23 protein-coding genes are annotated in these 23373 nt (G+C 73.5%); 14 read left to right on the top strand and 9 right to left on the bottom strand.

Annotation, left to right across the window (positions count from 1 at the left end; genetic code table 11):
• Positions 1–158: 158 nt before the first annotated feature.
• The 7 genes from ACIG47_RS01975 to ACIG47_RS01945 all read left to right on the top strand — a co-directional run bounded on the left by ACIG47_RS01975 (position 159) and on the right by ACIG47_RS01945 (position 7007).
• Complete coding sequence (locus ACIG47_RS01975; RefSeq protein ID WP_397429382.1) at positions 159–1718, top strand: protoporphyrinogen/coproporphyrinogen oxidase; 1560 nt, start codon at positions 159–161, stop codon at positions 1716–1718.
• Positions 1719–1877: 159 nt separating this feature from the next.
• Entirely contained in the window at positions 1878–2924 is a 1047-nt protein-coding gene (gene hemC / locus ACIG47_RS01970) for a hydroxymethylbilane synthase (RefSeq protein WP_397429381.1), read from the top strand.
• A complete protein-coding gene (locus ACIG47_RS01965) occupies positions 2921–3865 on the top strand; it encodes a uroporphyrinogen-III synthase (protein WP_397429380.1) in 945 nt (314 codons plus the stop codon). Before hemC ends, ACIG47_RS01965 begins: the two co-directional genes overlap by 4 nt.
• Positions 3866–3944: 79 nt before the next feature.
• Entirely contained in the window at positions 3945–4892 is a 948-nt protein-coding gene (gene hemB, locus ACIG47_RS01960) for a porphobilinogen synthase (protein WP_397429525.1), read from the top strand.
• Entirely contained in the window at positions 4889–6271 is a 1383-nt protein-coding gene (hemL, locus tag ACIG47_RS01955; RefSeq protein WP_397429379.1) for a glutamate-1-semialdehyde 2,1-aminomutase, read from the top strand. Before hemB ends, hemL begins: the two co-directional genes overlap by 4 nt.
• Positions 6272–6303: 32 nt before the next feature.
• Positions 6304–6666: a metal-sensitive transcriptional regulator gene (locus ACIG47_RS01950; protein ID WP_397416339.1), complete on the top strand. Its 363-nt coding sequence runs from the start codon at positions 6304–6306 to the stop codon at positions 6664–6666.
• Between the two features lie 32 nt (positions 6667–6698).
• A complete protein-coding gene (locus tag ACIG47_RS01945; protein ID WP_397416337.1) occupies positions 6699–7007 on the top strand; it encodes a heavy-metal-associated domain-containing protein in 309 nt (102 codons plus the stop codon).
• A gap of 57 nt (positions 7008–7064) precedes the next feature.
• On the opposite strand, the gene ACIG47_RS01940 is transcribed toward ACIG47_RS01945, so the two are convergent.
• From ACIG47_RS01940 to ACIG47_RS01925, 4 genes are read right to left on the bottom strand one after another with little or no spacing between them, the layout of a single operon-like run.
• A complete protein-coding gene (locus ACIG47_RS01940; RefSeq protein WP_397416334.1) occupies positions 7065–7865 on the bottom strand; it encodes an ABC transporter permease in 801 nt (266 codons plus the stop codon).
• Complete coding sequence (locus tag ACIG47_RS01935; RefSeq protein WP_397429378.1) at positions 7862–8710, bottom strand: ABC transporter ATP-binding protein; 849 nt, start codon at positions 8708–8710, stop codon at positions 7862–7864. Before ACIG47_RS01935 ends, ACIG47_RS01940 begins: the two co-directional genes overlap by 4 nt.
• Positions 8707–9009 (bottom strand): transcriptional regulator, encoded by a 303-nt coding sequence (locus ACIG47_RS01930; RefSeq protein ID WP_397416330.1) that lies wholly within the window; start codon positions 9007–9009, stop codon positions 8707–8709. The genes ACIG47_RS01935 and ACIG47_RS01930 overlap by 4 nt, the downstream gene beginning before the upstream one ends.
• Positions 9002–9709: a hypothetical protein gene (locus tag ACIG47_RS01925; RefSeq protein ID WP_397429377.1), complete on the bottom strand. Its 708-nt coding sequence runs from the start codon at positions 9707–9709 to the stop codon at positions 9002–9004. The genes ACIG47_RS01930 and ACIG47_RS01925 overlap by 8 nt, the downstream gene beginning before the upstream one ends.
• A 131-nt stretch (positions 9710–9840) precedes the next feature.
• Between ACIG47_RS01925 and ACIG47_RS01920 the strand changes: the two genes are divergently transcribed.
• The 3 genes from ACIG47_RS01920 to ACIG47_RS01910 all read left to right on the top strand — a co-directional run bounded on the left by ACIG47_RS01920 (position 9841) and on the right by ACIG47_RS01910 (position 14923).
• On the top strand, positions 9841–11346 hold the full coding sequence (locus tag ACIG47_RS01920) for a S10 family peptidase (protein ID WP_397429376.1): 1506 nt from the start codon (positions 9841–9843) through the stop codon (positions 11344–11346).
• Between the two features lie 107 nt (positions 11347–11453).
• The gene (locus ACIG47_RS01915) at positions 11454–12236 is read left to right on the top strand and encodes a CPBP family intramembrane glutamic endopeptidase (protein WP_397419228.1); all 783 of its coding nucleotides are present in this window, start codon (positions 11454–11456) and stop codon (positions 12234–12236) included.
• A gap of 104 nt (positions 12237–12340) precedes the next feature.
• Complete coding sequence (locus ACIG47_RS01910; protein ID WP_397429375.1) at positions 12341–14923, top strand: flippase-like domain-containing protein; 2583 nt, start codon at positions 12341–12343, stop codon at positions 14921–14923.
• A 109-nt stretch (positions 14924–15032) separates the two neighbouring features.
• Here the strand turns inward: ACIG47_RS01910 and ACIG47_RS01905 are convergent, their stop codons facing one another.
• Positions 15033–15314 (bottom strand): HU family DNA-binding protein, encoded by a 282-nt coding sequence (locus ACIG47_RS01905; RefSeq protein WP_119140759.1) that lies wholly within the window; start codon positions 15312–15314, stop codon positions 15033–15035.
• A gap of 274 nt (positions 15315–15588) precedes the next feature.
• Here ACIG47_RS01905 and ACIG47_RS01900 point away from each other — a divergent pair, with 274 nt between their 5' ends.
• Complete coding sequence (locus tag ACIG47_RS01900) at positions 15589–17103, top strand: MFS transporter (RefSeq protein WP_397429374.1); 1515 nt, start codon at positions 15589–15591, stop codon at positions 17101–17103.
• 23 nt (positions 17104–17126) lie between these two features.
• Here the strand turns inward: ACIG47_RS01900 and ACIG47_RS01895 are convergent, their stop codons facing one another.
• Both ACIG47_RS01895 and ACIG47_RS01890 read right to left on the bottom strand, forming a co-directional pair.
• Positions 17127–17906: a copper resistance protein CopC gene (locus tag ACIG47_RS01895; RefSeq protein ID WP_397429373.1), complete on the bottom strand. Its 780-nt coding sequence runs from the start codon at positions 17904–17906 to the stop codon at positions 17127–17129.
• A 56-nt stretch (positions 17907–17962) separates the two neighbouring features.
• Positions 17963–20017 carry an NAD(+) synthase gene (locus ACIG47_RS01890; protein ID WP_397429372.1) on the bottom strand — a complete coding sequence of 685 codons (2055 nt, stop codon included), beginning with the start codon at positions 20015–20017 and terminating at the stop codon, positions 17963–17965.
• Positions 20018–20110: 93 nt separating this feature from the next.
• Between ACIG47_RS01890 and ACIG47_RS01885 the strand changes: the two genes are divergently transcribed.
• A complete protein-coding gene (locus ACIG47_RS01885; protein WP_397429371.1) occupies positions 20111–20542 on the top strand; it encodes an HIT family protein in 432 nt (143 codons plus the stop codon).
• Between the two features lie 55 nt (positions 20543–20597).
• The gene (locus ACIG47_RS01880) at positions 20598–21035 is read left to right on the top strand and encodes a hypothetical protein (protein WP_397429370.1); all 438 of its coding nucleotides are present in this window, start codon (positions 20598–20600) and stop codon (positions 21033–21035) included.
• Between the two features lie 136 nt (positions 21036–21171).
• On the opposite strand, the gene ACIG47_RS01875 is transcribed toward ACIG47_RS01880, so the two are convergent.
• Both ACIG47_RS01875 and ACIG47_RS01870 read right to left on the bottom strand, forming a co-directional pair.
• A complete protein-coding gene (locus ACIG47_RS01875; protein ID WP_397419214.1) occupies positions 21172–21489 on the bottom strand; it encodes a helix-turn-helix domain-containing protein in 318 nt (105 codons plus the stop codon).
• Positions 21486–21851 (bottom strand): type II toxin-antitoxin system RelE/ParE family toxin, encoded by a 366-nt coding sequence (locus ACIG47_RS01870; RefSeq protein ID WP_397429369.1) that lies wholly within the window; start codon positions 21849–21851, stop codon positions 21486–21488. Before ACIG47_RS01870 ends, ACIG47_RS01875 begins: the two co-directional genes overlap by 4 nt.
• Positions 21852–21966: 115 nt before the next feature.
• Here ACIG47_RS01870 and ACIG47_RS01865 point away from each other — a divergent pair, with 115 nt between their 5' ends.
• Positions 21967–23202, top strand: coding sequence for an amidohydrolase (locus ACIG47_RS01865; protein WP_397429368.1), 1236 nt, complete (start codon positions 21967–21969; stop codon positions 23200–23202).
• The last annotated feature ends 171 nt before the right edge of the window (positions 23203–23373 follow it).

Raw genomic sequence — 23373 nt, 5'->3', positions numbered from 1 at the left:
CCTCCGGCACGACGACGCCCTCGGGCGCTCCGGACGCCGGGCGTGCTGCTGAGGCCCGGCGTGCTGCTGGAGCCGGGCGTGCTGCTGAAGCCGGGACTGGTGCCGGGGCCGGGACTGGTGCCGGGGCCAGGACTGCTGCCGAGGCTGCCGACGCCGTCGTGGTCGGGGCCGGGATCGGCGGGCTGGTCGCCGCGCACACGCTCGCGGAGCGCGGGCTGCGTGTCGTCGTGCTGGAGGCCGCCGACCGGGCGGGCGGACCGATCCGCGGGGGGTCGTTCCGGTCGCTGCCCGGCGTGCCCCTGGACCTCGGGGCGGAGTCCTTCGCCGTGCGGGGCGGGGTCGTGGAGCGGCTCGTCGCCGAGCTCGGGCTGGCCGTCGAGGCGCCCGCCGGCCTCTCCGCCTGGGGGTACGCGGCCGAGCGGGCGTTCCCGCTGCCGGCGGGCGGTGTCCTGGGCATCCCCGCACGGCCGTGGGCCGCCGACGTGCGCCGCGCGATCGGCTGGCCCGGCGTGCTGCGGGCCTCGCTCGACCGGGTGCTGCCCGCGCGGATGGTGGACCCGACCGACCTCGGCACCCTGACCCGGTCGCGGCTCGGCACGCGGGTCGCCGACCGGCTGGTCACGCCGGTCGCGGCCGGCGTGCACTCGGCACCGCTCGACCGGCTCGACGTCGCCGCCGTCGCCCCCGGGCTGCTGGACGCGTACGCACGTACCGGGTCGCTGTCCCGTGCCGTGGCGGCGCTGCGGGCCGCGGCGCCGCCCGGGTCCGCGGTGCGGGGGATCGACGGAGGGGTGCACGCCCTGGTGAGCGCCCTCGTGGACCGGCTGGACGTGCGGTTCGGGGCGCGGGTGGACGGCGTGGAACGGGTGGGCGGCGCCGAGGGTGTGGCCGGCGCCCAACCAGTGGGCGGCGGCCAGGGAGTGGGCGGCGGCCAGGGAGTGGGCGGCGCCGAGCGCCTGGACGCCGCGGATGCCGCCGGTGGCACCGAGCAGCCGGCCGGCCCCGCCTGGCTGGTGCGCACGGCGAACGGCACCCTGCTGCGCACGCCCCGTCTGGTGCTGGCGACCCGCACCGACTTCGGTCCCCTGCCGAGCGCCAGCGCCGAGATCGGTCCTTTGCACCGAGATCGGTCCGCGGATGGACCGATCTCGGTGCAAGGGACCGACGTCGCGGCTCGGGCGCTGGTGCCCCCCGCGAGCCCCGAGCGCGGGGCCGACATCTGGCTCGTCACGCTGCTCCTCGACGCGCCCGAGCTCGACGCGGCGCCGCGGGGGTCGGGGATGCTCGTGGCCCCGGGCACCGCGCCGGGCGCCGTCCGGGCCAAGGCGCTGACCCATGCGACGGCGAAGTGGCCGTGGCTCGCCCGCCGGGTGCGGGACGCCGTCGGACCGGGGGTGCACGTGGTGCGCCTCAGCTACGGGCGCATGGGCGAGCCGACGCCGGAACCCACCGCGCAGGAGGCCGCCCGTGATGCGTCGGCGCTGCTGGGCGTGGACCTGACCGGGCGCGTGCGGGACAGCCTGCACCAGCGCTGGGACGGCGCACTGCCCCCGCCGACGCCGGCCTACCGGGCCGCGGTCCAGGAGTTCGAGACGGCGGTACGGGCCGAGCCGGGCCTCGACGTCACGGGCGGCTGGATCGCGGGCACGGGGCTGGCAGCGATCGTCGGGCATGCGCGGCGCACGGCCGAACGGCTCCGGGCCCAGGTTGCCGGCTGAGCCGGGCACCGGTTCGCGCGGTCGGCCCAGGCGTCTCCGGCCCGCCTCGGACCAGGGTTCTGACACGGTGTTCTGACAGTTCGCCAGCAAGGATGTGAGATCGGCCCGTCCGGGCGCCCCGGTTTCCTCCGGGCGGGGGTTCGGGTGGAGACTGGGTTGGTGACCCCGACCCCCCTCTCCGTCAGCACCCCCGGAAGCACCCCGGGCGATCTCGCGCCGATCCGCCTCGGTACCCGCGCGAGCGCCCTCGCCACCACCCAGAGCGGTCTGGTGGCCCGGCGCCTGGAGGAGCTGACCGGCCGGCCGGTCGAGCTGGTGCACATCCGGACCGAGGGCGACGTGAGGACCGGGAGCCTCGCGAGCCTGGGCGGCACGGGCGTCTTCGTGACCGCGCTGCGCGAGGCGCTGCTGGACGGGCGCTGCGACGTCGCCGTCCACTCGCTCAAGGACCTGCCGACGACGCCCGCGGACGGCCTCACCTTCGTGACGCCCGAGCGCGAGGACCCGCGCGACGCCCTGTGCGCACGCGACGGCCTGACGCTCGCCACGCTTCCCCACGGCGGGCGCGTGGGCACCGGCTCGCCGCGCCGCGCCGCACAGATCCGCGCCGCCCGCCCGGACCTCGACGTCGTGGACATCCGGGGCAACGTCGGCACCCGGCTCAACCGGGCGCTCGGCCCCGACGCCGACCTCGACGCCGTCGTCCTCGCCTACGCAGGCCTGTCGCGTCTGGACCGCACGGACGTCATCAGCGAGATCCTGGACGTCGACGTCGTCGCGCCGGCCCCCGGGCAGGGTGCGCTCGCCGTGGAGGTGCGGACCGCGGACATCGCGTCGGAGCCCGGCACCCCGCCCCGCGCGCCCGACCTCGCCGAGGCGATCCACCTGCTCGACCACCGCCCCACCCGCCTCGCCGTGCTCGCCGAGCGCGCCGTCCTGGCCCGGCTCGAGGCCGGCTGCGCCGCCCCGGTCGGTGCGCACGCCACGGTGTCCGGCACGGCGCTCGGGCTGCGGGCCGTCGTGGCCGCCGTGGACGGCTCCGAGCAGATGTCGCGCACCGCGGAGACCCGGCTCTCCCTGGACGTCGCCCCCGAGACCATCGACGCCGCCGCCCGAGCCCTCGGCGTGACTGTCGCCGAGCACCTGCTCGCCGACGGCGCCGAGCGGCTCGCACCGCTGAGCGCGTCGGTGCCGGAGAAGGCGTGACCGAGCGGGTCCCCCCGTCGGCCGCTCGGCCCACCGTGCTGGTCGCCCGGTCCCCGGAACGCTCCGTCGCGCTGCTCGCGCTGCTGCGGGAGCGCGGGCTCGACGCGGTCGCCGCTCCGGTGATCGAGCGGGCCACCGTCGAGGACCCGGCCGAGCTCGACGCAGCGCGCAACCTCGTCGCCGCGGGCGGCTACGCCTGGGTCGCGATCACCAGCGTGAACGCCGTGGACGCCCTGCTCGGCCCGGCCGAGCCCGCGGACACCCCGGCCCTGCCGGGAGGTAACACCCCTGCGGGGGACTCGGTTGCGCACGGTAGACAACGTCTACTCGGCGCAACCCACCTGGGCGCAGGTGACCTCCTCCGAGCCGACACGCCGGCCGACACGCCGAGCCCTGCACCGAGCCCTGCACCGAGCCACACCTCGGCCGGCGCGTCGCGGACCGGACCGGTCCGGTGGGCCGCCGTCGGCCCGGCGACGCGCCAGGCGCTGGAGGCGCGCGGTATCACCGTCAACCTCGTGCCCGGGACCGCGACCGGTGCCGGGCTCGCCGACGCCTTCCCGGCCGCACCCGCCGAGAACACCCCCGCCGAGAACGCCCACGCCAGGCGGGTCCTGCTGCCGCTCGGTGATCTCGCGTCCGGCACACTGCGGGCCGGCCTCGTCGCCAAGGGCTGGACCGTCGACGTCGTGACCGCGTACCGCACCGTCGCCAACGAGCTGCCGCCGGAGCTGCACCGGCGGTACGACGCCGTCGTGGTCGCCTCCGGCTCGGCCGCCCGCCAGGTCGCCGCCCAGCTCGGCCCGCAGCGGGTGGTCGCGATCGGGGAGCCGTCGGCCCGCGCAGCGGGCGCCGTCGGGCACACGGTGCTCGCCGTCGCCGCGGAGCCGACGGACACGGCCCTGGCAGACGCCGTCACCCAAGCACTTGTCAGCATCTGATGCACCAGACAGAAAGAAGGACACCGTGAGCACCACCGGGATCGTGTACCGGCCGCGTCGTCTGCGCGCCACGCCGGGCATGCGCCGCCTCGTGGCCGAGACCCGCCTGCACCCCGCCGACCTGGTGCTGCCGCTCTTCGTCAAGGAGGGCCTGACCGAACCCGCACCGCTGACCAGCATGCCGGGCCAGGTGCAGCACACCGAGGAGTCCCTGGTCGCGGCCGTTCGCGCCGCACGCGACGCGGGGCTGGGCGGCGTCATGCTGTTCGGCATCCCGGCCGTCAAGGACGGGAACGGCTCGCAGGCCGACGCACCCGACGGCATCCTGCAGCGGGCGCTGCGGGCCGCCCGTGCCGCGCTGGACGAGGGGCTGGCCCCGGGCGCACCCACGCCGGTGCTCATGGCCGACACCTGCCTCGACGAGTTCACCGACCACGGGCACTGCGGCGTGCTGACGTCCACAGGGGCTGTGGACAACGACGCGACGCTGATCCGCTACGCCTCGATGGCCGTGGCCCAGGCGAAGGCCGGGGCGGACGTCATCTCGCCGTCGGGCATGATGGACGGCCAGGTCGCGATGATCCGGGACGCGCTGGACGACGCGGGCTTCGCCGACACGAGCATCCTGGCCTACAGCGCCAAGTACGCGAGCGCCTACTACGGGCCCTTCCGCGAGGCCGTGGACTCGGAGCTCACGGGCGACCGCAAGACGTACCAGATGGACTCCGCGAACGCCCGCGAGGGCCTGCGCGAGGCCGACCTGGACCTCGCCGAGGGCGCCGACCTGGTCATGGTGAAGCCGGCCGGGTCGTACCTGGACGTGCTGCGCGCCGTCGCCGACCGGAGCGACGTACCCGTGGCCGCGTACCAGGTGTCGGGCGAGTACGCGATGATCGAGGCGGCCGGGGCGAACGGCTGGATCGACCGTGACCGTGCCGTCCTGGAGTCGGTCACGAGCATCAAGCGCGCCGGCGCGGACGTGATCCTCACGTACTGGGCCCTGGAGATCGCGGAGTGGATCAAGTGACCGAGCAGAACCGAGACACCGTCGAGGCGCAGGGGCTGCGCCGCACGCCAGAGGCCAACCACGCGGCGTTCCTGCGCGCGCAGGGCGCGATCCCGGGCGGTGTCAACTCACCGGTCCGGGCCTACGGCAGCGTGGGCGGAGACCCGCGGTTCCTGACGTCGGCCCGGGGGCCGTACGTCACGGACGTCGCGGGGCGCGAGTACGTGGACCTGGTGGGCTCGTGGGGTCCGGCGCTGCTGGGCCACGCGCACCCCGACGTCGTCGGCGCGGTGCAGGACGCCGCCGCGCGCGGGCTGTCGTTCGGCGCCCCGACCGTGGCCGAGGTCGAGCTCGCCGAGGAGGTGCGCCGCCGGGTGCCTGCCGCCGAGCGCGTGCGCCTCGTGTCGACGGGCACCGAGGCGACGATGACGGCGATCCGCCTGGCCCGCGGCGTCACCGGCCGGCCGCTGGTCGTCAAGTTCGCGGGCTGCTACCACGGGCACATGGACGCGCTGCTGGCCGAGGCCGGGTCCGGCGTCGCGACGCTCGCCCTGCCGGGCTCCGCGGGTGTCACCGAGGCGACCGCTGCCGAGACGCTGGTGCTCCCCTACAACGACCTGGCGGCCGTCGAGGCGGCGTTCGCGCAGCGCGGCTCTGAGATCGCCGCGGTCATCACCGAGGCGTCGCCCGCGAACATGGGCGTGGTGCCGCCGGCCGAGGGCTTCAACGAGGGCCTGCGCCGCATCACGTCGGCGCACGGGGCGCTGTTCGTCATGGACGAGGTGCTCACCGGCTTCCGCGTGGGTCCCGCCGGCTGGTGGGGCGTGGAGAACGACGCGCTGCGCGCGCAGGGCGGCGCGGGCTACACCCCCGACCTGTTCACGTTCGGCAAGGTCATCGGCGGCGGCATGCCGGTCGCCGCGCTGGGCGGTGCGGCGTCGGTCATGGACCACCTGGCCCCGCTGGGACCCGTCTACCAGGCGGGCACGCTGTCCGGGAACCCCGTGGCCGTGGCGGCGGGCCTGACCACCCTGCGCCTGGCCGACGACGCCGTGTACGCCCGGGTGGACGAGGTCTCACGGGTGCTGTCGGACGCCGTGGGCGAGGCGCTGTCCGCCGCGGGCGTCGAGCACCGCGTGCAGCGTGCAGGCTCGCTGTTCTCGGTGTTCTTCGGCCCGCTGGCCGCGGCGTCGGGCGTCCGGGACTACGCGCAGGCCCAGGCGGCCGAGACCTACCGGTACACGCCGTTCTTCCACGCCATGCTGGACGCCGGGATCAACCTGCCGCCGTCGGTCTTCGAGGCCTGGTTCGTCTCGGCCGCCCACGACGACGCCGCGGTGACCCGCATCCTGGACGCCCTCCCGGCCGCCGCCCGCGCGGCCGCCGCCGCGCGCACTTGACGCACTACCCCCGAGGGGTATGTCATTGTGGGATGACCGAGGCGACGGAGACCACCGAGGCGACCGAGGCCGCCGTCGGACAGGCTGATGACCACCACCACGACCACGACGGGCCGCACGGCTACGCCTCCGACAAACCGGGGTATCTCAAGCGGATGCGCCGGATCGAGGGGCAGGTACGCGGCATCGCGCGCATGATCGACGAGGACGAGTACTGCATCGACGTGCTCACCCAGGTCAGTGCCGTCACCAAGGCACTGCAGGCGGTGAGCCTCGCCCTCGTGGAGGATCACCTGGGGCACTGCGTGGTGGACGCGGCCAAGGCGTCCGACGACGAGGGCGCCGCCAAGGTCAAGGAAGCCTCCGAGGCGATCGCCCGCCTCGTCCGCATGTGAACGCCGACCAGCCCGTGACCAGAGGAGACCACATGACCACCGTGACCAAGCTCGCCGTGACCGGAATGACCTGCGGGCACTGCGTGTCCGCCGTGACCGACGAACTGCGCGGCGTGCCCGACGTCCAGGACGTCACCGTCGAGCTGCACGCCGGCGAGACGTCGATGGTGCACGTGATCTCGAAGCTGCCGCTCGCGGAGGCGCCCCTGCGCGACGCCGTGGACGAGGCGGGCTACGAGGTGTCCGGGGTCGAGGTGCTCGAGAACGCGGTCGCGGCCGAGTCCGCCGCCCAGGCTCCCGGTCGCCAGGCGACCCGGATGCTGCCGATCGTCTCGTCCTGACCGGCCGAGCGGCGTCGTCCGCGGCGTGCTCATGCTGCGGACGACGCCCGATCCGGTCTAGCGGAACCGGCGGCCCTCGTCACCGCGGTACGACAGGACCGCCAGCACCACGAACAGCAGCGTCCACCCGGCCAGCACCGGGAGCGCCAGGGCGTACGCCTCCACCCCCGTCGTGGCCTGGACCAGCAGGTCCCGGCCCGCGCGGGTGGGCGTGGCCCGCGAGATCGCGTCGAGCCAGCCGGGGAACATCTGCGGCGGCAGGAACAGCCCGCCCGCGAAGGCCAGCGGGAAGAGGATGATCTGCACGACGGGCAGCGCCGCCTTGGCCGACAGCCGGTAGCCGATGGCCATGCCGAGCAGCACGAACGGCACGGACACCGCCAGGATCGTGCCGATGCCGGCGAGGAGCTGGCCCGCGGTCACGGTGGCCGCGGTGAACAGCCAGCCGATGAGGATCAGCGGCAGCAGGCCGAACAGCGAGAAGATGCCGCCGTTGAGCACGCGCGCCACCATCTGTGGTCCGGGTCCGGCGGGCAGCGAGCGCAGGAACGGGTAGAACGGCAGCTGCCGGTCCTCGGCCACGCCGAGCCCGTAGGTGAAGAGGCTCGCGGAGCACACCGCGAACAGCCCGAGGCCGGCCACGGCGGTCGTCGCGAACAACGGGTTGCCGGCCACCGCCTCCTGGGGCACCACGAAGAAGAACATCGACAGCGACGGGAACAGCACGTTCCCGAGCACCGCGATCGGGATCCGGACGGTCTCCAGGAACTGGTACCTGAGGTGCAGCCAGGACAGCACCCAGAACGGCCGGGTCCGCCCGGCGGGGGCGGTCAGGTCAGGTGCCTCGTTCGCGCTCATCGCACTGCTCCCTTGGTCGTGCGGGGGTCGACGAGCTGGCCGAACGCCTCCTCGAGCGACGCCCCGCGGATCTCCAGGTCCCGGAACTCCGCCCCGGAGCGGACCAGGTCGCGCACGAAGGCGTCCGAGTCCGCGACGAGGTGCTCCTGCCGTGCGCCCGTGGCGTCGGTGAGCTGCACACGGCGCACGCCCACCCGGCCGAGGATGTTCTCCAGGGAGTCGTCGGCGAGCACGGTGCCGCGGTCGATGACGACGACCCGCTCGGCGAGCGCCTGTACCTCCTCCAGGTAGTGCGAGGTCAGCAGCACGGTGCCCCCGCCGGCGTGGTACTCCCGGATGGCGTCCCACAGCGCGGTGCGGCCGGACACGTCGAGCCCAGTGGTGGGCTCGTCGAGCAGCACCACGCGGGGCCGGCCGACCAGCGAGAGCGCCACGGCCAGCCGCCGCTTCTGCCCGCCGGACAGCGATCCGGTCTGCCGCCTGCCCAGGTCGGCGAGCCCGAACTGCTCCAGCAGCTCGTCCGTCGGCACCGGGTGCGGGTAGTGCCCGCCGACGAAGTCGACCACCTCGCGCACGCGCAGCGTCGCCGGCAGACCCGTCTCCTGCGGGGTCAGGCCCAGCACGGTGCGTGCCCGGGCGTCGCGGGGGTCGTGGCCGTGCAGGCGCACCACCCCGGTGTCGGGCCGCCGCTGGCCGCTGACCAGCGACAGCAGCGTGGACTTGCCGGCCCCGTTGGGGCCGAGCAGGCCGACCAGCTCGCCGTCCCCCACCTCCAGCGAGACGTCGTCGAGGGCCACCACGTCGCCGAAGCGCCGGGTCACCCCGCTGACCTCTACCGCACTCATTCCTGTGCTCCCTTCAACAGGTCCATCAGGGCCGCCTGGTAGTCCGCGAACGCGGTGCGGCCGGTGTCGGTGAGGGCGAGGTACGTCGCGGGCATCCTGCCCTCGTGCGTCTTGGTGACGCGGACGTACCCGGCGTCCTCCAGCTTGCGCAGGTGGGTCGACAGGTTCCCGGCGGTCATGTCCAGCAGCGTGCGCAGCTTCGGGAAGGCCACCTCGTCCCCGCGGCCCAGGGCCGCGAGCGAGGCCACGACCCGCAGGCGCGCGGGCGCATGGATGACCGGGTCGAGGTCGTCAGGCACTCTGCCCACCGCCCTCCGCCCTCCGCGCGGCCACGGGTGATCGGCGCCGGACACGGTAGACCTGCTCGACCGCGACCATGACGAGGAACCCGCCCCCGCCCGCCAGCGCCATGACCAGGTAGGTGCCGGGCATGCCCGCGAACGCCGCGAGCACGGCCGTGACGAGCATCCAGGCGCCGACGGCGGGCATGCGCAGCTCGCCGAACAGCAGGCCGCCGGCAATGTACATGATGCCGACGACCACGCAGGCGAACCCGTTCGCCGCGATGGCCACCACCTCGGGCGGAGCGCCGGCGTCGGCCATGGCGCCCAGCACGACGCCGTAGGTGAGGAACGCCAGGAACCAGGTCCACCCGTACAGGGCGCCGGTGCGCGCGCCCACCCCGCGCGTGCCGGCGGTGCGCGTGATGCTGTGCACGATGGTGAAGGCCATCGCACCGAGGATGCAGCCGGCGAAGACCCAGCCGGCCCAGCGGGCGGGCAGGCCCGTGTCGCGCGCGGTCTGCCACATGACGAGGTACCCGGCCAGCCACGCGAGGCCCCAGGCGCCGAACAGCAGGCGGCCGTCGGGCTCCGTGGCGTCCCGGGCGCGTTCCTGCTGCTCCCGGATCATGCGCAGCGTCTCGGCGGGGTCGAGCCCCCCGGGGCCGCCGGTACGGCCCGGATCGGCCGGGGTGCCCGGCGTCGGGTCACTCGTCATGGTGTCGCCTCTCAACTGGTTTGCACTGCAAACTAGTCTGCAGCATCGAGCGACACGACCGCAAGCACAATGCTGCTGCTCCCAGCGACACAGCGATGAGACCGCACCGACCCGCACGGTAGGTTCCGGCTGTGACCGACGAGAAGAGCACCAGCACCGCACCGACCGAGGCCCCCACCGCGACGCCGGGCACCGGCTCCCCGTCCCGGAGGCCCGAACCCGCAGACGACCTCGTCACCACGCGGCACACCCTCCACACCCCGGACGGCGATCTCACCTACTCGGCGACGACCGGCCGCATCGTGCTGCGCCAGGAGGTCGTCAAGGACGAGAAGTACGACGGCCGCAAGCCCAAGGCCGAGGTCTCGATCACGTACTACACGCTCGACGACGCCGACGTGACCTCCCGCCCCGTGACCTTCGCCTTCAACGGCGGCCCCGGGTCGTCGTCGGTGTGGCTGCACCTCGGCGTGCTCGGCCCGCGCCGCGTCGACTCGGGCGACGTCGGCCACCTGACGGCGCCGCCCTACGGGCTCGTGGACAACCCGGAGACGCTGCTGCGCGTCTCCGACCTGGTGTTCATCGACCCCGTCTCCACGGGCTACTCCCGCGCCGCCGAGGGTGAGCAGGCCACGCCGTTCCACGGGTTCACCGGCGATCTAGAGTCCGTCGGGGAGATCATCCGCCTGTGGACGAGCCGGCACGACCGGTGGATGAGCCCCAAGTTCCTCATCGGCGAGTCCTACGGCGGCACCCGCGGGGCGGGGCTGGCCGAGTACCTGCAGACACGGTTCGGCCTGTTCCTGAACGGCGTCATGCTCGTGGCCCCGGCGCTCAACATGGAGGCGCTGTTCGACGGCGAGCACTCCAACCTGCCGCACCCGCTGTTCCTGCCCGTGTACGCCGCCACGGCGCACTACCACGGCCTCCTCGGCGACCGGTCGCTCGACGACGTCGTGGCCGAGGCCCGGGACTGGGCCGGGACCTACGCCTCCGTGCTGGCCCGCGGGGCGCGCGTGCCCGACGACGAGCGCGCCGCCGCCGTCACCAAGATCGCGTCCCTGACCGGGCTGGGCGAGGACTACGTGGACCGCGCCAACCTGCGCCTGGAGCACACCCGCGTCTACGCGGAGCTGCTGCGGGCGCGGCGCCTGGTCACCGGTCGTCTCGACACCCGGTTCACCGGCCCCGCGGACCACTACATCCACGAGCAGATGCCGTACGACCCGTTCATCACGGCCATCTCCGGCCCCTACACGGCCGCGCTGCACCACTACCTGCGGGGCGAGCTCGGGTACGAGCACGACGCGGTCTACGAGGTGCTGTCCCACCACGTGCACCCGTGGTCGTACAAGGAGTTCGAGGGCAAGGCCGTCGACGTCGCCGACAGGCTCGCCACCGCGATGATCCTCAACCCGCACCTCCAGGTGCACATCGCCATGGGCCGGTACGACGGCGGCGTGCCGGTCGAGGCCATCGAGTACAGCCTCGACCAGATGGCGATCCCGGCGTCCTACCGCGAGCGCATCGAGACCCGCGTCTACCCGGCGGGCCACATGATGTACATCCACCCGGAGTCCCGGGTGGCGCAGGCGGCGGACCTGGCGGCGTTCGTCCGCCGCGCGTCGAACCGCTGACCGGCGCGGTCGGCAGGACGTCAGGTGATCGGCAGCCCGGGGTGCCGATCACCTGACATCCTGCCGACCGCCCGGCTTCGCTCAGGGCCGGCTGCTATAACGGGGCCGTGTCCTCACGTCGCCGCGTCGCCGCCGAGATCTGGATCGTGCTCGGGCTGAGCCTGGGCCAGTCCGCGGTGTACGCGCTCGTCAACATCGCCGCCCGGCTCACCGCCGGCACGCCGCTGGCGGAGCAGACCGCCACGCTCAACGCGAGCCGGTCCGAGCGCCCGTACCTCGACCTCGTCTACCAGCTCCTGGGCATCGGGTTCGCGCTGGTGCCGGTGGCGCTGGCGCTGTACCTGCTGAGCGAGCACGGTCGCAGTGCCGTCCGCCTGCTCGGCCTGGACCGGAGCAGGCCGGGCCGCGACCTCGGCTGGGGCGTCGCGCTGGCCGCCGCGATCGGCCTCCCCGGCCTCGCGTTCTACGCCCTCGGCCGGGCGCTGGGCATCACGGTGGAGGTGCAGGCCAGCGCCCTGGACACCCACTGGTGGACCGTGCCGGTGCTGCTGCTGAGCGCGTTCCAGAACGGCCTGCTCGAAGAGGTGATCGTCGTGGGCTACCTCTACGAGCGCACGCGCGAGCTGGGCTGGAACCGGGTGAAGTTCGTCGTGGCCAGCTCGCTCCTGCGCGGCTCGTACCACCTGTACCAGGGCATCGGGCCGTTCCTGGGGAACGTCGTGATGGGCGTCGTGTTCTCGTGGTTCTACACGTCGCCCCGGTTCGCTGCCGCGGGCGGCCGGGGGCGGGTCGCGCCCCTGGTCGTCGCCCACACGCTGCTCGACGTGGTGGCGTTCGTCGGGTACGCCCTCGTGCCCGCCGAGTGGCGCGAGGCCCTCGGCATCCGGTGAGGCCCGTGACCTCGGGCTGATCTGCCCGCGACCCGACCAGGACATTGCGGGCGCCACTCCCGTCACCCGGTCATGTCCCAGCCAGCGGCTCTAGACTCCCGGGTATGTCCAACCCGCGCACCGGAGGCGCCGACGCCGGTGCCCAGGTGTCGGAGGCACCGCAGGAGCCGTCGGCCTCGTCCGGCCTGGTCCGTGTCGTCGACACCCCTGAGGAGCGCGTGCGGCACCCGCGCGCGCTGCTCTGGATGATCGGGTGCGCCCTGGGCATCGCGGCCGTCATGGTCCTGTCGGTGGTGGCGCACGGCACCACGGCGGGCGTCACCGAGGACGTCCGGAGCTTCAATGACCTGCTGGCCACGATCCTGTTCGTGCCCGTCGCGGTGCTGCAGGGCCTGGTCAGCCTGTTCGCGCCCGTCGCCGTGATGATCGAGCTCGGGGTCCGGCGCCTGGGCCGGCAGATCGTGGAGTCCATCGTCGCCGGCGTCACGGGCCTGCTGCTCGGTGTCCTCACCTCGCTGCTGGTGCAGCACCTGGGGTCGGACGAGCTGGTGCGCGGGCTGTCCGTGTGGGAGCGCGGCACCGGGTACGTGCTGACCATCCCGGAGTACGCCGTCGCCCTCACCGCGATGCTCACGGTGGCGGGACCCGCGACGCGCCGCCGGACGGTGCGCATCTCGTGGAACCTGATGTTCGCCGCCCTGCTGATCGTGCTGATCACGGGCCAGGTGTCGCTGCCGGGCGTGCTCCTGGCCCTGCTGCTGGGCCGGCTCGCCGGCTCGGCCGTGCAGTACGTGTCGGGCACGCGCAGCGAGCGCGCCTACGGCCCCGACCTCGTCGAGGCGGTCCGGCGCGCCGGTTTCGCGCCGACGTCCCTGGCCCGGGTCCGCGACCTGTCCGACGGCACGGCCGAGAGCACGGCGAACGGCGCGGTGGCGCTCGGGCGGCGGGACGGCGGCACCGTGCCGGGCGACCCCGCGGCCCTCGCCCTGAGCCGGGCCGGCGACAACCGCGTGTACGCCCTGTACTGCGACGACGAGGTGCGTCGCGACGTCGTGGTGCTCGACGGCGACCGGCAGGTGGTCGGCCTGATCACGCGCCTGTGGCGGGCCCTGCGGCTGCGGGGCATCGAGGGCCGCGCGGCGATCTCGCTCAAGGCCGTGGCCGAGCGCACCGTCCTGCTCTCGTACGCCGCCAGCGCCGCGGGCGTCCGCACACCGCGGCTCCTGGGCATCGGCGAGTTCGGCGACTCGATCGTGCTCGTGATGGAGCACGCCTCCCCGGCGGTCTCGCTCCGCGACCTGCCCGACGACGAGGTGCACGACGACGTGCTGGCCGAGGCCTGGGAGCAGCTCGGCCGGGCGCACGCCGCGGGGCTGACGCACCGCGCGCTCACCCAGGACGTGCTGCTCATGCACCGCGACCAGGTGCCCGGCAGCGGGGGCGCCGAGTGGGGCGAGGGCCGCCCGCACGTGTGGATCACCGGCTGGGAGCAGGGCGACATCGCGTCGTCGCCGCTGTCGCGCCGCCTCGACCTGGTGCAGATGCTCGCGCTCCTCGGGCTCCGCGTGGGCCCGCGCCGCGCCGTGGCCTCCGCCGTCCGCGCCCTGCCCGACGCCGACATCGCCGCCATCGGGCCCCTGATCCAGTCGATCGCCCTGCCCCGGAGCACGCGGGAGGAGGTACGCCGCGCGAAGGGTCTCCTGGGCGAACTGCGCGGCGCCCTGGTCGAGCGGCTGCCGGAGGCGAGCGTGCAGCCGCAGCGCATCTCCCGGTTCAGCGCCCGCACGGTGCTCACCACGACGCTGATGATCGTCGTCGTCGCGGTGGTCGTGACCACCATCAACTTCAACCAGATCGCGCAGGCCGTGCGGGAGGCCAACCCGTGGTGGATCGCGGTGGCGTTCGCGCTGGCCGTGACCACCTGGTTCGGTGCCGGGCTCACGCTCGTCGCGTTCTCCCCGGCGCGGGTGCCGATCGCGCGGGCCACGTTCACGGCCGCCGCCGGCTCGTTCGTCGCGCTGGCGGCTCCGGCAGGCATCGGCCCGGCGGCGCTCAACCTGCGGCTCCTCACACAGCGGGGCGTCTCGGTCTCGATGGCGGTGGCGACCGTCGCGCTGGTGCAGGTCTCGCAGTTCGTGGTCACCGTCGTGCTGCTCGTGGTGCTGGCGATCTTCACGGGGTCGGGGGCGCTCGTGGAGCTGCCGTCGCCCGCCGTGCTGTTCACGCTCGCGGGGGTCGCGCTCGCCGTCGTGGCCATGCTGCTGGTGCCGAAGGTGCGCCGCTGGGTGGTGGGCTTCATCGGCCCCCGGCTGCGCCAGGTCTGGCCCCGGCTGGCCCAGATGCTGAGCCACCCCGGCCGGCTGGCGCTGGGGGTGGCGGGCAACCTGGTCATGACGCTCGGCTACATCGTCGCGCTGTGGTGCTGCCTCGCCGCGTTCGGGGAGTCGCTGTCGCTGGTGGACATCGCGCTCGTCAACCTCGTGGGGAACGCCCTCGGGGCGCTCATCCCGACGCCGGGCGGACTGGGCGGCGTCGAGGGCGCCCTGACGGCGGGCCTGTCGGCCGCGGGCGTGCCGGCCACCATCGCCTTCTCGGCCACCATCCTGTACCGCCTGTGCACGTACTGGGGCCGGGTGCCGATCGGCTGGGTCGCGATGCGCTACCTGGAGCGCAAGGGCGACCTCTAGGGCGGGTCCGCACCGGCGGCCCGGCAGCGCGCCGTGCGGGACGTGCTAAGGCCCGGCCCCTCGGGAGGGGCCGGGCCTTCGCGTCGCTGTCACAATCAGCGGCGAAGCGTCACTTCGCGACGGCCTTCTTCAGCAGCGAGCCGGCGCTGATCTTGACACCGAAGTTCGCCGGGATCGAGATCTCCTCGCCGGTGCGCGGGTTGCGGCCCGTGCGGGCGGCACGCTCGACGCGCTCGGCCGAGAGGAAGCCCGTCACCTTGACGGCCTCGCCCTTGGCGAGCGACTCGATCAGCACCTCCTGGAAGGCGTTGAGCGCGGCCTCGGCCTCGGACTTGTTGATCTCAGCCTTGCTGGCGATGGCCGAGACGAGCTCGGACTTGTTGAGCGACATGCGGTTCCCTTCTTCGGTCACGTCGTGCGGCGGTACCCGCCCGACGACGAGGCCCCATACTGCCAGCAGATCGGCAGGAATTCGCGGACAACGGGCACTTCTACGGCGAGTCGTGGGTAACTTTCCGCTCTCAGAGGACACGAACCTGTGTACGAGCCTGTGGACGACGAGGCAGCACGGCCCTCCGGGGGCACGTCAGGCCGCACTATCCGATGACTTCAGCAACCCAGAGCGGTCTACCGTTCCGGTAACGCCATGCCGATGAGAGGAAATCGTGGAGAAACCCCTGCGGGCACGCCGCAACCTGGTGGTCCTGGTGTTCAGCAACCTGCTGGCCGGGGTCGGCGTGGCGTCCGGGGCCGCCGTCGGCGCCCTGCTCGCGGAGAGTCTCGGCGGCACGTCCATGGCCGGTCTCGCGCAGGCGGTGGGCGTGCTCGCCGCCGCGGTGACGTCCATCCCGCTCGCGACGCTCGCCCAGCTTCGCGGACGACGCTGGGCGCTGTCGCTCGGCTACGCGCTGTCCACGGCGGGCGCGGTGCTCATCGTGACGGCGGCGGTGCTGGGGCAGCTCGTCGTGCTGCTGGTGGGCCTGACCCTCTACGGCGTGGCCAACGCGACCAACCTGCAGTCCCGGTACGCCGCCGCCGACAACGTCGGCTCGGGCACCCGCGCCCGCACCATGTCGGTGGTGCTGTGGTCCACGACGGTCGGCTCGGTGGTGGGGCCGAACCTCGCGGCGCCGGGCGCCGTCGTCGGACGGGGCCTCGGGGTGCCCGACCTGGGCGGCCCCTACCTGTTCTCCGTGGTCGCGTACCTGCTCGCCGGGCTGCTGCTCGCGGCCCTGTACCGGGACCCGGCGGGGTCGGCGCTCCAGGCGGCTCCTACGGCCGGCGGCGGGCCGACGGACGGCGGCGGGCCGACGGCCCGCGGCGTACCGACGGACGACCCAGTGACGGACGGCGTGACGGACGGCGCGGCGACGGACGCCGCCGCGACGGATGGCACCGCGACGGATGGCACCGCGACGGATGGCACCCCGGTGGGGCAGGCACCCGGGCCGGGCCACGACGCGACGCGCGCCGCCGGCGTGCAGCCCGGACGGCGCCGTACCGGGGCGCTGACCGCGCTGCGCTGGGCGTGGGCGCACCCGCAGGCCCGGTTCGCGGTGGTCACCACGGCGGTCGCGCACGCCGTGATGATCATGGTGATGGTGATGACGCCGGTGCACATGCAGCACGGCGGGATGTCGCTGCAGCTCGTCGGCATCGTGATCAGCCTGCACGTGCTCGGGATGTTCGCGCTCAGCCCCGTGTTCGGGTGGCTGGCCGACCGCTTCGGCCCGCTGCGGGTCGCCGCCGGAGGGATGGTGCTCCAGGGCCTCGCCGTCGTCCTGGGCTTCACGGCCGCCGCCCTCGTGCCCGCCGCCGGGGCGCACGCCGGCCACGGTGCCACGGCGCCCGCCCTCGACACGGAGCTGCTGACCGCGGTGGCGCTGGTGCTGCTCGGGCTGGGCTGGTCGGCGTGCGTCATCGCGTCGTCGGCCGTGCTGGCGTCCGTGGCGGAACCCCACGTCAAGCTGCCGCTGCAGGGTGCCACGGACGCCCTGATGAACTACTTCGGCGCGGGCTCCGCGGCGCTGGCCGGACCGCTCCTGGCGTGGGGCGGCTTCGAGGCGGTCAACACGGCGGGCGCGCTGCTGCTGGTCCCCGCGGTGGTCGTGGCGGTGCTGGCGGCCAGGGCGCACCGCCTCACCGACGTGCCGGACCCTCAGGTCACCCGGGTGACCTGAGGGTTGCGGGCACGGACGCGATCTCAGACGTGGGGCTTGCCGTCCGGGTTGTCGTTGCGCTTGCCGCCGTCGGCCGGACCCGCCCCGGGCTCGTCGGACTCGTCGGACCCGCGCAGCCTGTCGTTCTCGAGGATCTTGCGGCGCATGATCACCACGACGCCCAGCACCACGAGCACGGCGGCGAGGATGCCGCCGGTCACGGCGAGGCCGCTCGGACCGGCGCCGTCGCCCGCACCCGCGAGCTCGGCCGGCGCACTGTCCGCGGTGTCGGTGGGCTCGGCGGTGTCGGTGGGCTCGGCGGTGTCGGTGGGCTCGGCGGTGTCGGTGGGCTCGGCGGTGTCGGTCGCCTCCGCCGTCGCGGACTCGGTCGGCTCCGCCGTCGGCTCGGGCTCGCCCTCCACGGTGTAGGACAGCTCGCCGTCGATCGGGTGGCCGTCGGAGGAGACCACGTGCCAGGCGACGTCGTACGTGCCGGCGGGCAGCCCGGAGTCGAGCTGCGCGGTCACCACCCTGTCCGCCACCTGGATGTCCTCGCCCTGCGTCGTGGTGCCGTCGGGGCCCATGACCACGACCTCGATCCCGGTGTCGAGCGGCGCCGCACTGAACGTCAGCGCGATGCTCGCCGGCGGCGCGTCGAGCGTGGCACCGTCCTTCGGGTCGGACGACAGGAGCTGGTCGTGCGCGCTCGCCGGCCCGGCCGCCAGCAGCAGAGCCACGAAGGTCAGGACTCCCGCGAGCACGGTGATCAGACGGAGGCGGCGACGGCCATCGGGCCGGGCCTGGGCAACGGAGACAGCGGGCATGACGGCACCCTACCCGCCGTCTCACGGACCGGGACCGGACTTCGTCGAGGGCGTAGTCAGGCCTCCGGGACGGTACGCTCCAGCTCGGCCAGCCAGGCCGTCGGGGCCGCGTCGGAGGGCATGCGCCAGTCGCCGCGCGGGGACATGGTGCCGCCCGGGGACACCTTCGGCCCGTTCGGCAGCGCGGAGCGCTTGAACTGCGACGCGAAGAACCGGCGCACGAACACCTCCAGCCAGTGCCGGATCGTCGCCAGGTCGTACTCCGTGCGGCGTGCCGACGGGAACCCCGGCGGCCAGTCGCCGACGTCGGCCCGCTGCCACGCGTGCCAGGCCAGGAAGGCGATCTTGGAGGGCCGGTAGCCGCGCCGCAGCACGTGGAACAGCGTGAAGTCCTGGAGGGCGTACGGGCCGACCGTGGCTTCCGTGGACTGCGGGGTCTCGCCCTCCTCGGTCGGGATCAGCTCGGGCGTGATCTCCTGCTCCACGATCTCCGTCAGCACGGCGTTGACCGGGCTCCCGGCGTCCGGGGAGAACTGGCCGCTGTCGATGGTCCACCGGATCAGGTGCTGGATCAGCGTCTTCGGCACGCCCGTGTTCACCGCGTAGTGGGACATCTGGTCGCCCACGCCGTAGGTGCACCAGCCGAGCGCCAGCTCGGAGAGGTCACCCGTGCCCAGCACGATGCCGCCGCGGTGGTTCGCGAGCCGGAACAGGTAGTCGTAGCGCAGCCCGGCCTGCACGTTCTCGAACGTGACGTCGTACTGCTTGGTGCCGCCGGAGTACGGGTGGTCCAGGTCGAGCAGCATCTGCTCGGCGGCGGGCCGGATGTCGATCTCCTGGAACGTCACCCCCAGGGCCTCGGCGAGCCGGATCGCACGGTCCTTGGTCTCCGACGTCGTCGCGAAGCCGGGCATCGTGAAGGCGTGGACGTCGGTGCGCGGGCGGCCCAGCCGGTCCATCGCCTTGGCCGCGACGATCAGGGCGTGCGTCGAGTCCAGGCCCCCGCTGACGCCGATCACGACCTTGGGCTGCCCGATCGCCCGCAGCCGCTGCTCCAGCCCGGTGACCTGGATGTTGTAGGCCTCGTAGCAGTCCTGGGCGAGCCGGTCGGCGTCGTCGGGCACGAAGGGGAAGCGGTCGACCTTGCGTCGCAGGCCGAGGTCGCCCTGCGGCGGGTGCACGCTGAAGGCGATCTCCCGGAGCTCGCCGGTCGTCTCCAGCCCCAGCCCGCGCCGGTTGTCGTCGAAGGTGCCCTGCCGCAGCCGCTCCTGCCGCAGGCGGTCCAGGTCGACGTCGACCACGGTGGCGCGCGGGCCGTCCGGGAACCGCTCGGTCTCGCCGAGCAGGTCGCCGGCCTCGTAGACCATGGTCTGGCCGTCCCAGGACAGGTCGGTGCTCGACTCGCCCTGTCCCGCCGCGGTGTAGACGTAGGCGGCGTTGCACCGGTAGCTCGCGCTGCGCACGACGAGGCGCCGGTCCTCGGCGCGGGCCACCGTGATCGGGCTGGCGGACAGGTTGAGCAGCACCGTGGCCCCCGCGAGGGCCGCGACGGCGCTCGGCGGCACCGGGACCCACATGTCCTCGCAGACCTCGACGTGGACCGCGAGCCCGCGCACGTCGTCGGCCCGGAAGATCAGGTCGGAGCCGAGCGGGACCTCCTCGCCGAGCAGGGTCAGGGTGCCGCGGTGGTCGTCGCCCGGGGCGAACTGCCGCTTCTCGTAGAACTCGCGGTAGTTCGGCAGGTAGGACTTGGGCGCGACCCCGAGGATCCGCCCGCGGTGCACGACGACGGCGGTGTTCAGCAGCCGGCTGCCCACGAGCAGGGGAGCGCCGACCACCAGCATCGTCATCAGCTCGACGCTCGCCGCCTTGATCTCGGCGAGCGCGTCCAGGACCGACTCCAGGAGCGTGTCCTGCATGAGCAGGTCGTCGATCGCGTACCCGCTCAGGCACAGCTCCGGGAACACCGCGACGGCCACGCCGTCGTCGGCCAGCTGCCGCGCCTGGTCCAGGACCGCCGCGGCGTTGGTCGCGGGATCGGCGACGGCGACGGGGATGGTGCAGGCCGCGACCCGGGCGAACCCATGGGCGTACGCGTTGTAGAAGTCCACGGGTTCGAGTCTATGGACGCGCGCCCACGTCGCCCGACGGCGCCCGCCGACTCCGGTCCCACCGGACCGGCCCGGCTCGCTACAGTCCCTCCCGTGACCAGAGAACCCGACTGCCTCTTCTGCCGCATCGTCGCCGGCGAGGTCCCGTCCGTCCAGGTCGACGAGGACGAACGCACGCTCACGTTCATGGACATCAACCCGGCCGCCGACGGGCACGCCCTCGTGATCCCCAAGACGCACGCCCGCGACCTGCACGACATCGCCCCCGACGACCTGGCCGCCTGCACGATCACCGCCCAGCGGGTCGCAGGCCGGGCGGTCCAGCGGCTCGGGGCCGACGGCGTGAACCTCCTGAACTGCGCGGGGGAGGCCGCCTGGCAGACGGTGTTCCACTTCCACGTCCACGTGGTGCCCCGGTTCCGCGACGACCAGGCCCGCGACTCGCTGCGCCTCCCGTGGACGCCGACGCCGGGCGACCCCGCGCGGATCGGCGCGGCGGCGGAGCTGCTGCGCGCGAGCTCCTGAGCGTCATCCCGGCACGTGCGCGGGGTGTGTCGGTGACGAGTGGCACGATCGGGCCATGGGCATCCTGACCGACTACTTCGTCGCGGCCTCCGATACCGAGGCCGCCGCATTCCTCGACGACGGCGTCCCGAGGCACGCGTTGCCCGACGGCCACGTGCTGGAGTCGAAGGGCATCGAGCCGTTCGTCACGCTCGCCACCCTCGAGGAGATCCTGACCGGCAGGCCCTACGCCGAGATCAGCTCCGGCGTGACCGCCGTGACCTTCTCCGAGGACACGGGCGCCGTCGTGGTGCAGGTCCGGCCGGCGCTCCTCGAGGCGCTCACGGGCGCGAGCGAGAGCGAGCTGGACGGCGCGGCGGACGCCTGGTCCAGGACCGAGGAGCTCGCGACCGACGACCCGGCCCCGCTCGCCGCGTTCCTGGACGACCTGGCCGCCCTCGCACGGATCGCCGAGTCCGAGGGCGCGGGGGTCTACTGCTGGGCCTCGCCCTGACCCCTGGGCCGATGAGCTCCGGCGGTCGAGCACCGCGACCCGTCGGACACGCTGTGGCTCGACGACACGCCGACCAACCCGGCGACGTCGGGCTGACGCCCGGAGCGCGGCCGGTCGTCGCGCCGGCTGCGCGTTCTCACGCGATACCGGCGATCTCCCCGTCGTCGAACAGGATCGCCTGCTGCAGCTCTCCGCCCAGGGCGCGTGCGTAGCGCGCGAGCACCTCCTGGCCGGAGATCTTGCCCTTCTCGATCTGGGAGACCCGGCCCTTGGTCACACCCATGCGATCAGCGACCTGCTGCTGAGTCAGCCGCCGCTTCTTGCGGAGCTCGGCGAGCCGATGACCGGTCACCTCGGCGAGGAGCTCCTGCTTGCCCCGCTCGAAGGCGTCCTCGCCACCGGCCTTCTCGACAAGATCGCCACGGATGTCCTTCCACTGCACGTATCCCGTCACGATGCACCCTCCCCTTCTTCTGCACGTCTGCTCAAGTACGCCTGGTACCGCTCCTCGGCCAGCGGGACTGCTTCGACATACCACTGCTGCCAACGCCCTGACTTGTCCCCAGCGACAAGGAAGATCGCCGATCGCCAAGGGTCGAACACGAACAGCAGCCGCATGTCTCCTGGTCGAAGCTCCTTGAGATTCGCGATCGAGGAATGCTGGATCGTGTCGACCAACGGTCGGCCCAGCCTTGGCCCCCGCTCCGCCAGGACATCGATCGCCTGAGCGACCCGGTCCCGCGACGCCCCGTCAAGCCCATAGATCCATTCCCGCACCTCGTCGACGACGTAGATGCTCCATTCCTCGTCCGCCATGCCGCGAGTTTAGCGATCGGTACACATCCTCGCACGGCGAGGTCCTTCATGTCACGCAGCAGCTACGCGAGGCAGAACGGTTCTTGCCGTCGTTACCTTGGGTAATGATGTACCCATGACAACCCGCTCCAGCATCGCCATCACCCACGCCTACGTGGTCCCCGTCGCCTCCGCCCCGATCGAGGACGGCACCGTGCTCATCGAGGACGGCGTGATCACCGCCGTCGGACAGGACGTCGTCGTGCCCGACGGCGTCGAGACCATCGACGCCCAGGGCAGGTGGCTGCTGCCCGGCTTCGTCGAGGCGCACGGCCACATCGGCATCCACGAGGAGGGCGAGGGCTGGGCCGGCAACGACACCAACGAGATGACGGACCCGAACGGCTCCGCGCTGCGGGCCATCGACGCCGTGCAGATCGACGAGGAGGGCTTCCGCGACGCCCTCGCGGGCGGTGTGACGACCGCGGTCATCAAGCCGGGCTCGGGCAACCCGATCGGCGGCCAGACCGTCGCGATCAAGACGTGGGGCGGCCGCACGATCGACGAGCAGGTGATCAGCGACTCCGTGTCCGTCAAGAGCGCGCTCGGCGAGAACCCGAAGCGCGTGTACGGGGACAAGAAGCAGCTCCCCTCGACCCGCCTGGGCGTCGCGAACGTGATCCGCAAGGCGTTCGTCGATGCCCAGAACTACGCGGCGAAGCGCGACGCCGCCGCGGAAGAGGGCAAGCCCTTCGACCGCGACCTGGGCAAGGAGACGCTCGCCCGGGTGCTCGCCGGCGAGCTCGCCTGGGACCAGCACACGCACCGCGCCGACGACATCGCCACCGCGATCCGCCTGTCGGAGGAGTTCGGCTACCGGCTCGTCATCAACCACGGCACGGAGGGCCACCTGGTCGCCGACGTCCTCGCCGAGAAGGACATCCCCGTCATCTACGGCCCGATGTTCGTCTCCCGGTCCAAGGTCGAGGTGCGGCACCGCGCGAACCGCAACATCGCCGCGATGGCGGCGGCCGGCGTGCGCGTCGCGATCACGACCGACCACCCCGTCATCCCCATCAACTTCCTCGTGCACCAGGCGTCGTTCGCCGCCCGCGACGGGCTCCCGCGCGAGACCGCGCTGGCCACGATCACGGCCAACCCCGCGTCGTTCCTCCGCCTCGACGACCGGGTCGGGTCGATCAAGGAGGGGCTCGACGGCGACGTCGTGCTCTGGTCCGGCGACCCGCTCGACACCGACCAGCGCGCCGAGCGCGTCTTCATCACCGGCACCGAGGTCTACACCTGGGACCCGGCCGCCGACGCCGGCCGCGGCGCAGGCCGGGTGCAGGAGCGCACCGCCCGCTTCGCCTGACACCAGGACCCCGTCCCGTAAGGACGAGAGTGGTCGGCGCGATGTGTGGTCGGTAGCTCGGACGACCGATCACCTGACCTCGTGCCGAGCACGACGGCGCGGCACCGGAGGGGGACACGCGGTGGTACCCCGGTCCGACGCGGCGGCGCCCGGCCCGGCGTAGCGTGCGAG

Source organism: Promicromonospora sp. NPDC052451 (assembly GCF_044547525.1).
GTDB lineage: Bacteria > Actinomycetota > Actinomycetes > Actinomycetales > Cellulomonadaceae > Promicromonospora.
This window is presented reverse-complemented; position numbering and strand designations above follow the sequence as displayed.

Coding starts and splice junctions, on each gene's coding strand:
- hemB (WP_397429525.1), top strand. CDS start 3,945: ATGCGCCGCCTCGTGGCCGAGACCCGCCTGCACCCCGCCGACCTGGTG.
- ACIG47_RS01950 (WP_397416339.1), top strand. CDS start 6,304: ATGACCGAGGCGACGGAGACCACCGAGGCGACCGAGGCCGCCGTCGGA.
- ACIG47_RS01945 (WP_397416337.1), top strand. CDS start 6,699: ATGACCACCGTGACCAAGCTCGCCGTGACCGGAATGACCTGCGGGCAC.
- ACIG47_RS01940 (WP_397416334.1), bottom strand. CDS start 7,865: ATGAGCGCGAACGAGGCACCTGACCTGACCGCCCCCGCCGGGCGGACC.
- ACIG47_RS01935 (WP_397429378.1), bottom strand. CDS start 8,710: ATGAGTGCGGTAGAGGTCAGCGGGGTGACCCGGCGCTTCGGCGACGTG.
- ACIG47_RS01925 (WP_397429377.1), bottom strand. CDS start 9,709: ATGACGAGTGACCCGACGCCGGGCACCCCGGCCGATCCGGGCCGTACC.
- ACIG47_RS01910 (WP_397429375.1), top strand. CDS start 12,341: ATGTCCAACCCGCGCACCGGAGGCGCCGACGCCGGTGCCCAGGTGTCG.
- ACIG47_RS01905 (WP_119140759.1), bottom strand. CDS start 15,314: ATGTCGCTCAACAAGTCCGAGCTCGTCTCGGCCATCGCCAGCAAGGCT.
- ACIG47_RS01895 (WP_397429373.1), bottom strand. CDS start 17,906: ATGCCCGCTGTCTCCGTTGCCCAGGCCCGGCCCGATGGCCGTCGCCGC.
- ACIG47_RS01880 (WP_397429370.1), top strand. CDS start 20,598: ATGGGCATCCTGACCGACTACTTCGTCGCGGCCTCCGATACCGAGGCC.
- ACIG47_RS01870 (WP_397429369.1), bottom strand. CDS start 21,851: ATGGCGGACGAGGAATGGAGCATCTACGTCGTCGACGAGGTGCGGGAA.
- ACIG47_RS01865 (WP_397429368.1), top strand. CDS start 21,967: ATGACAACCCGCTCCAGCATCGCCATCACCCACGCCTACGTGGTCCCC.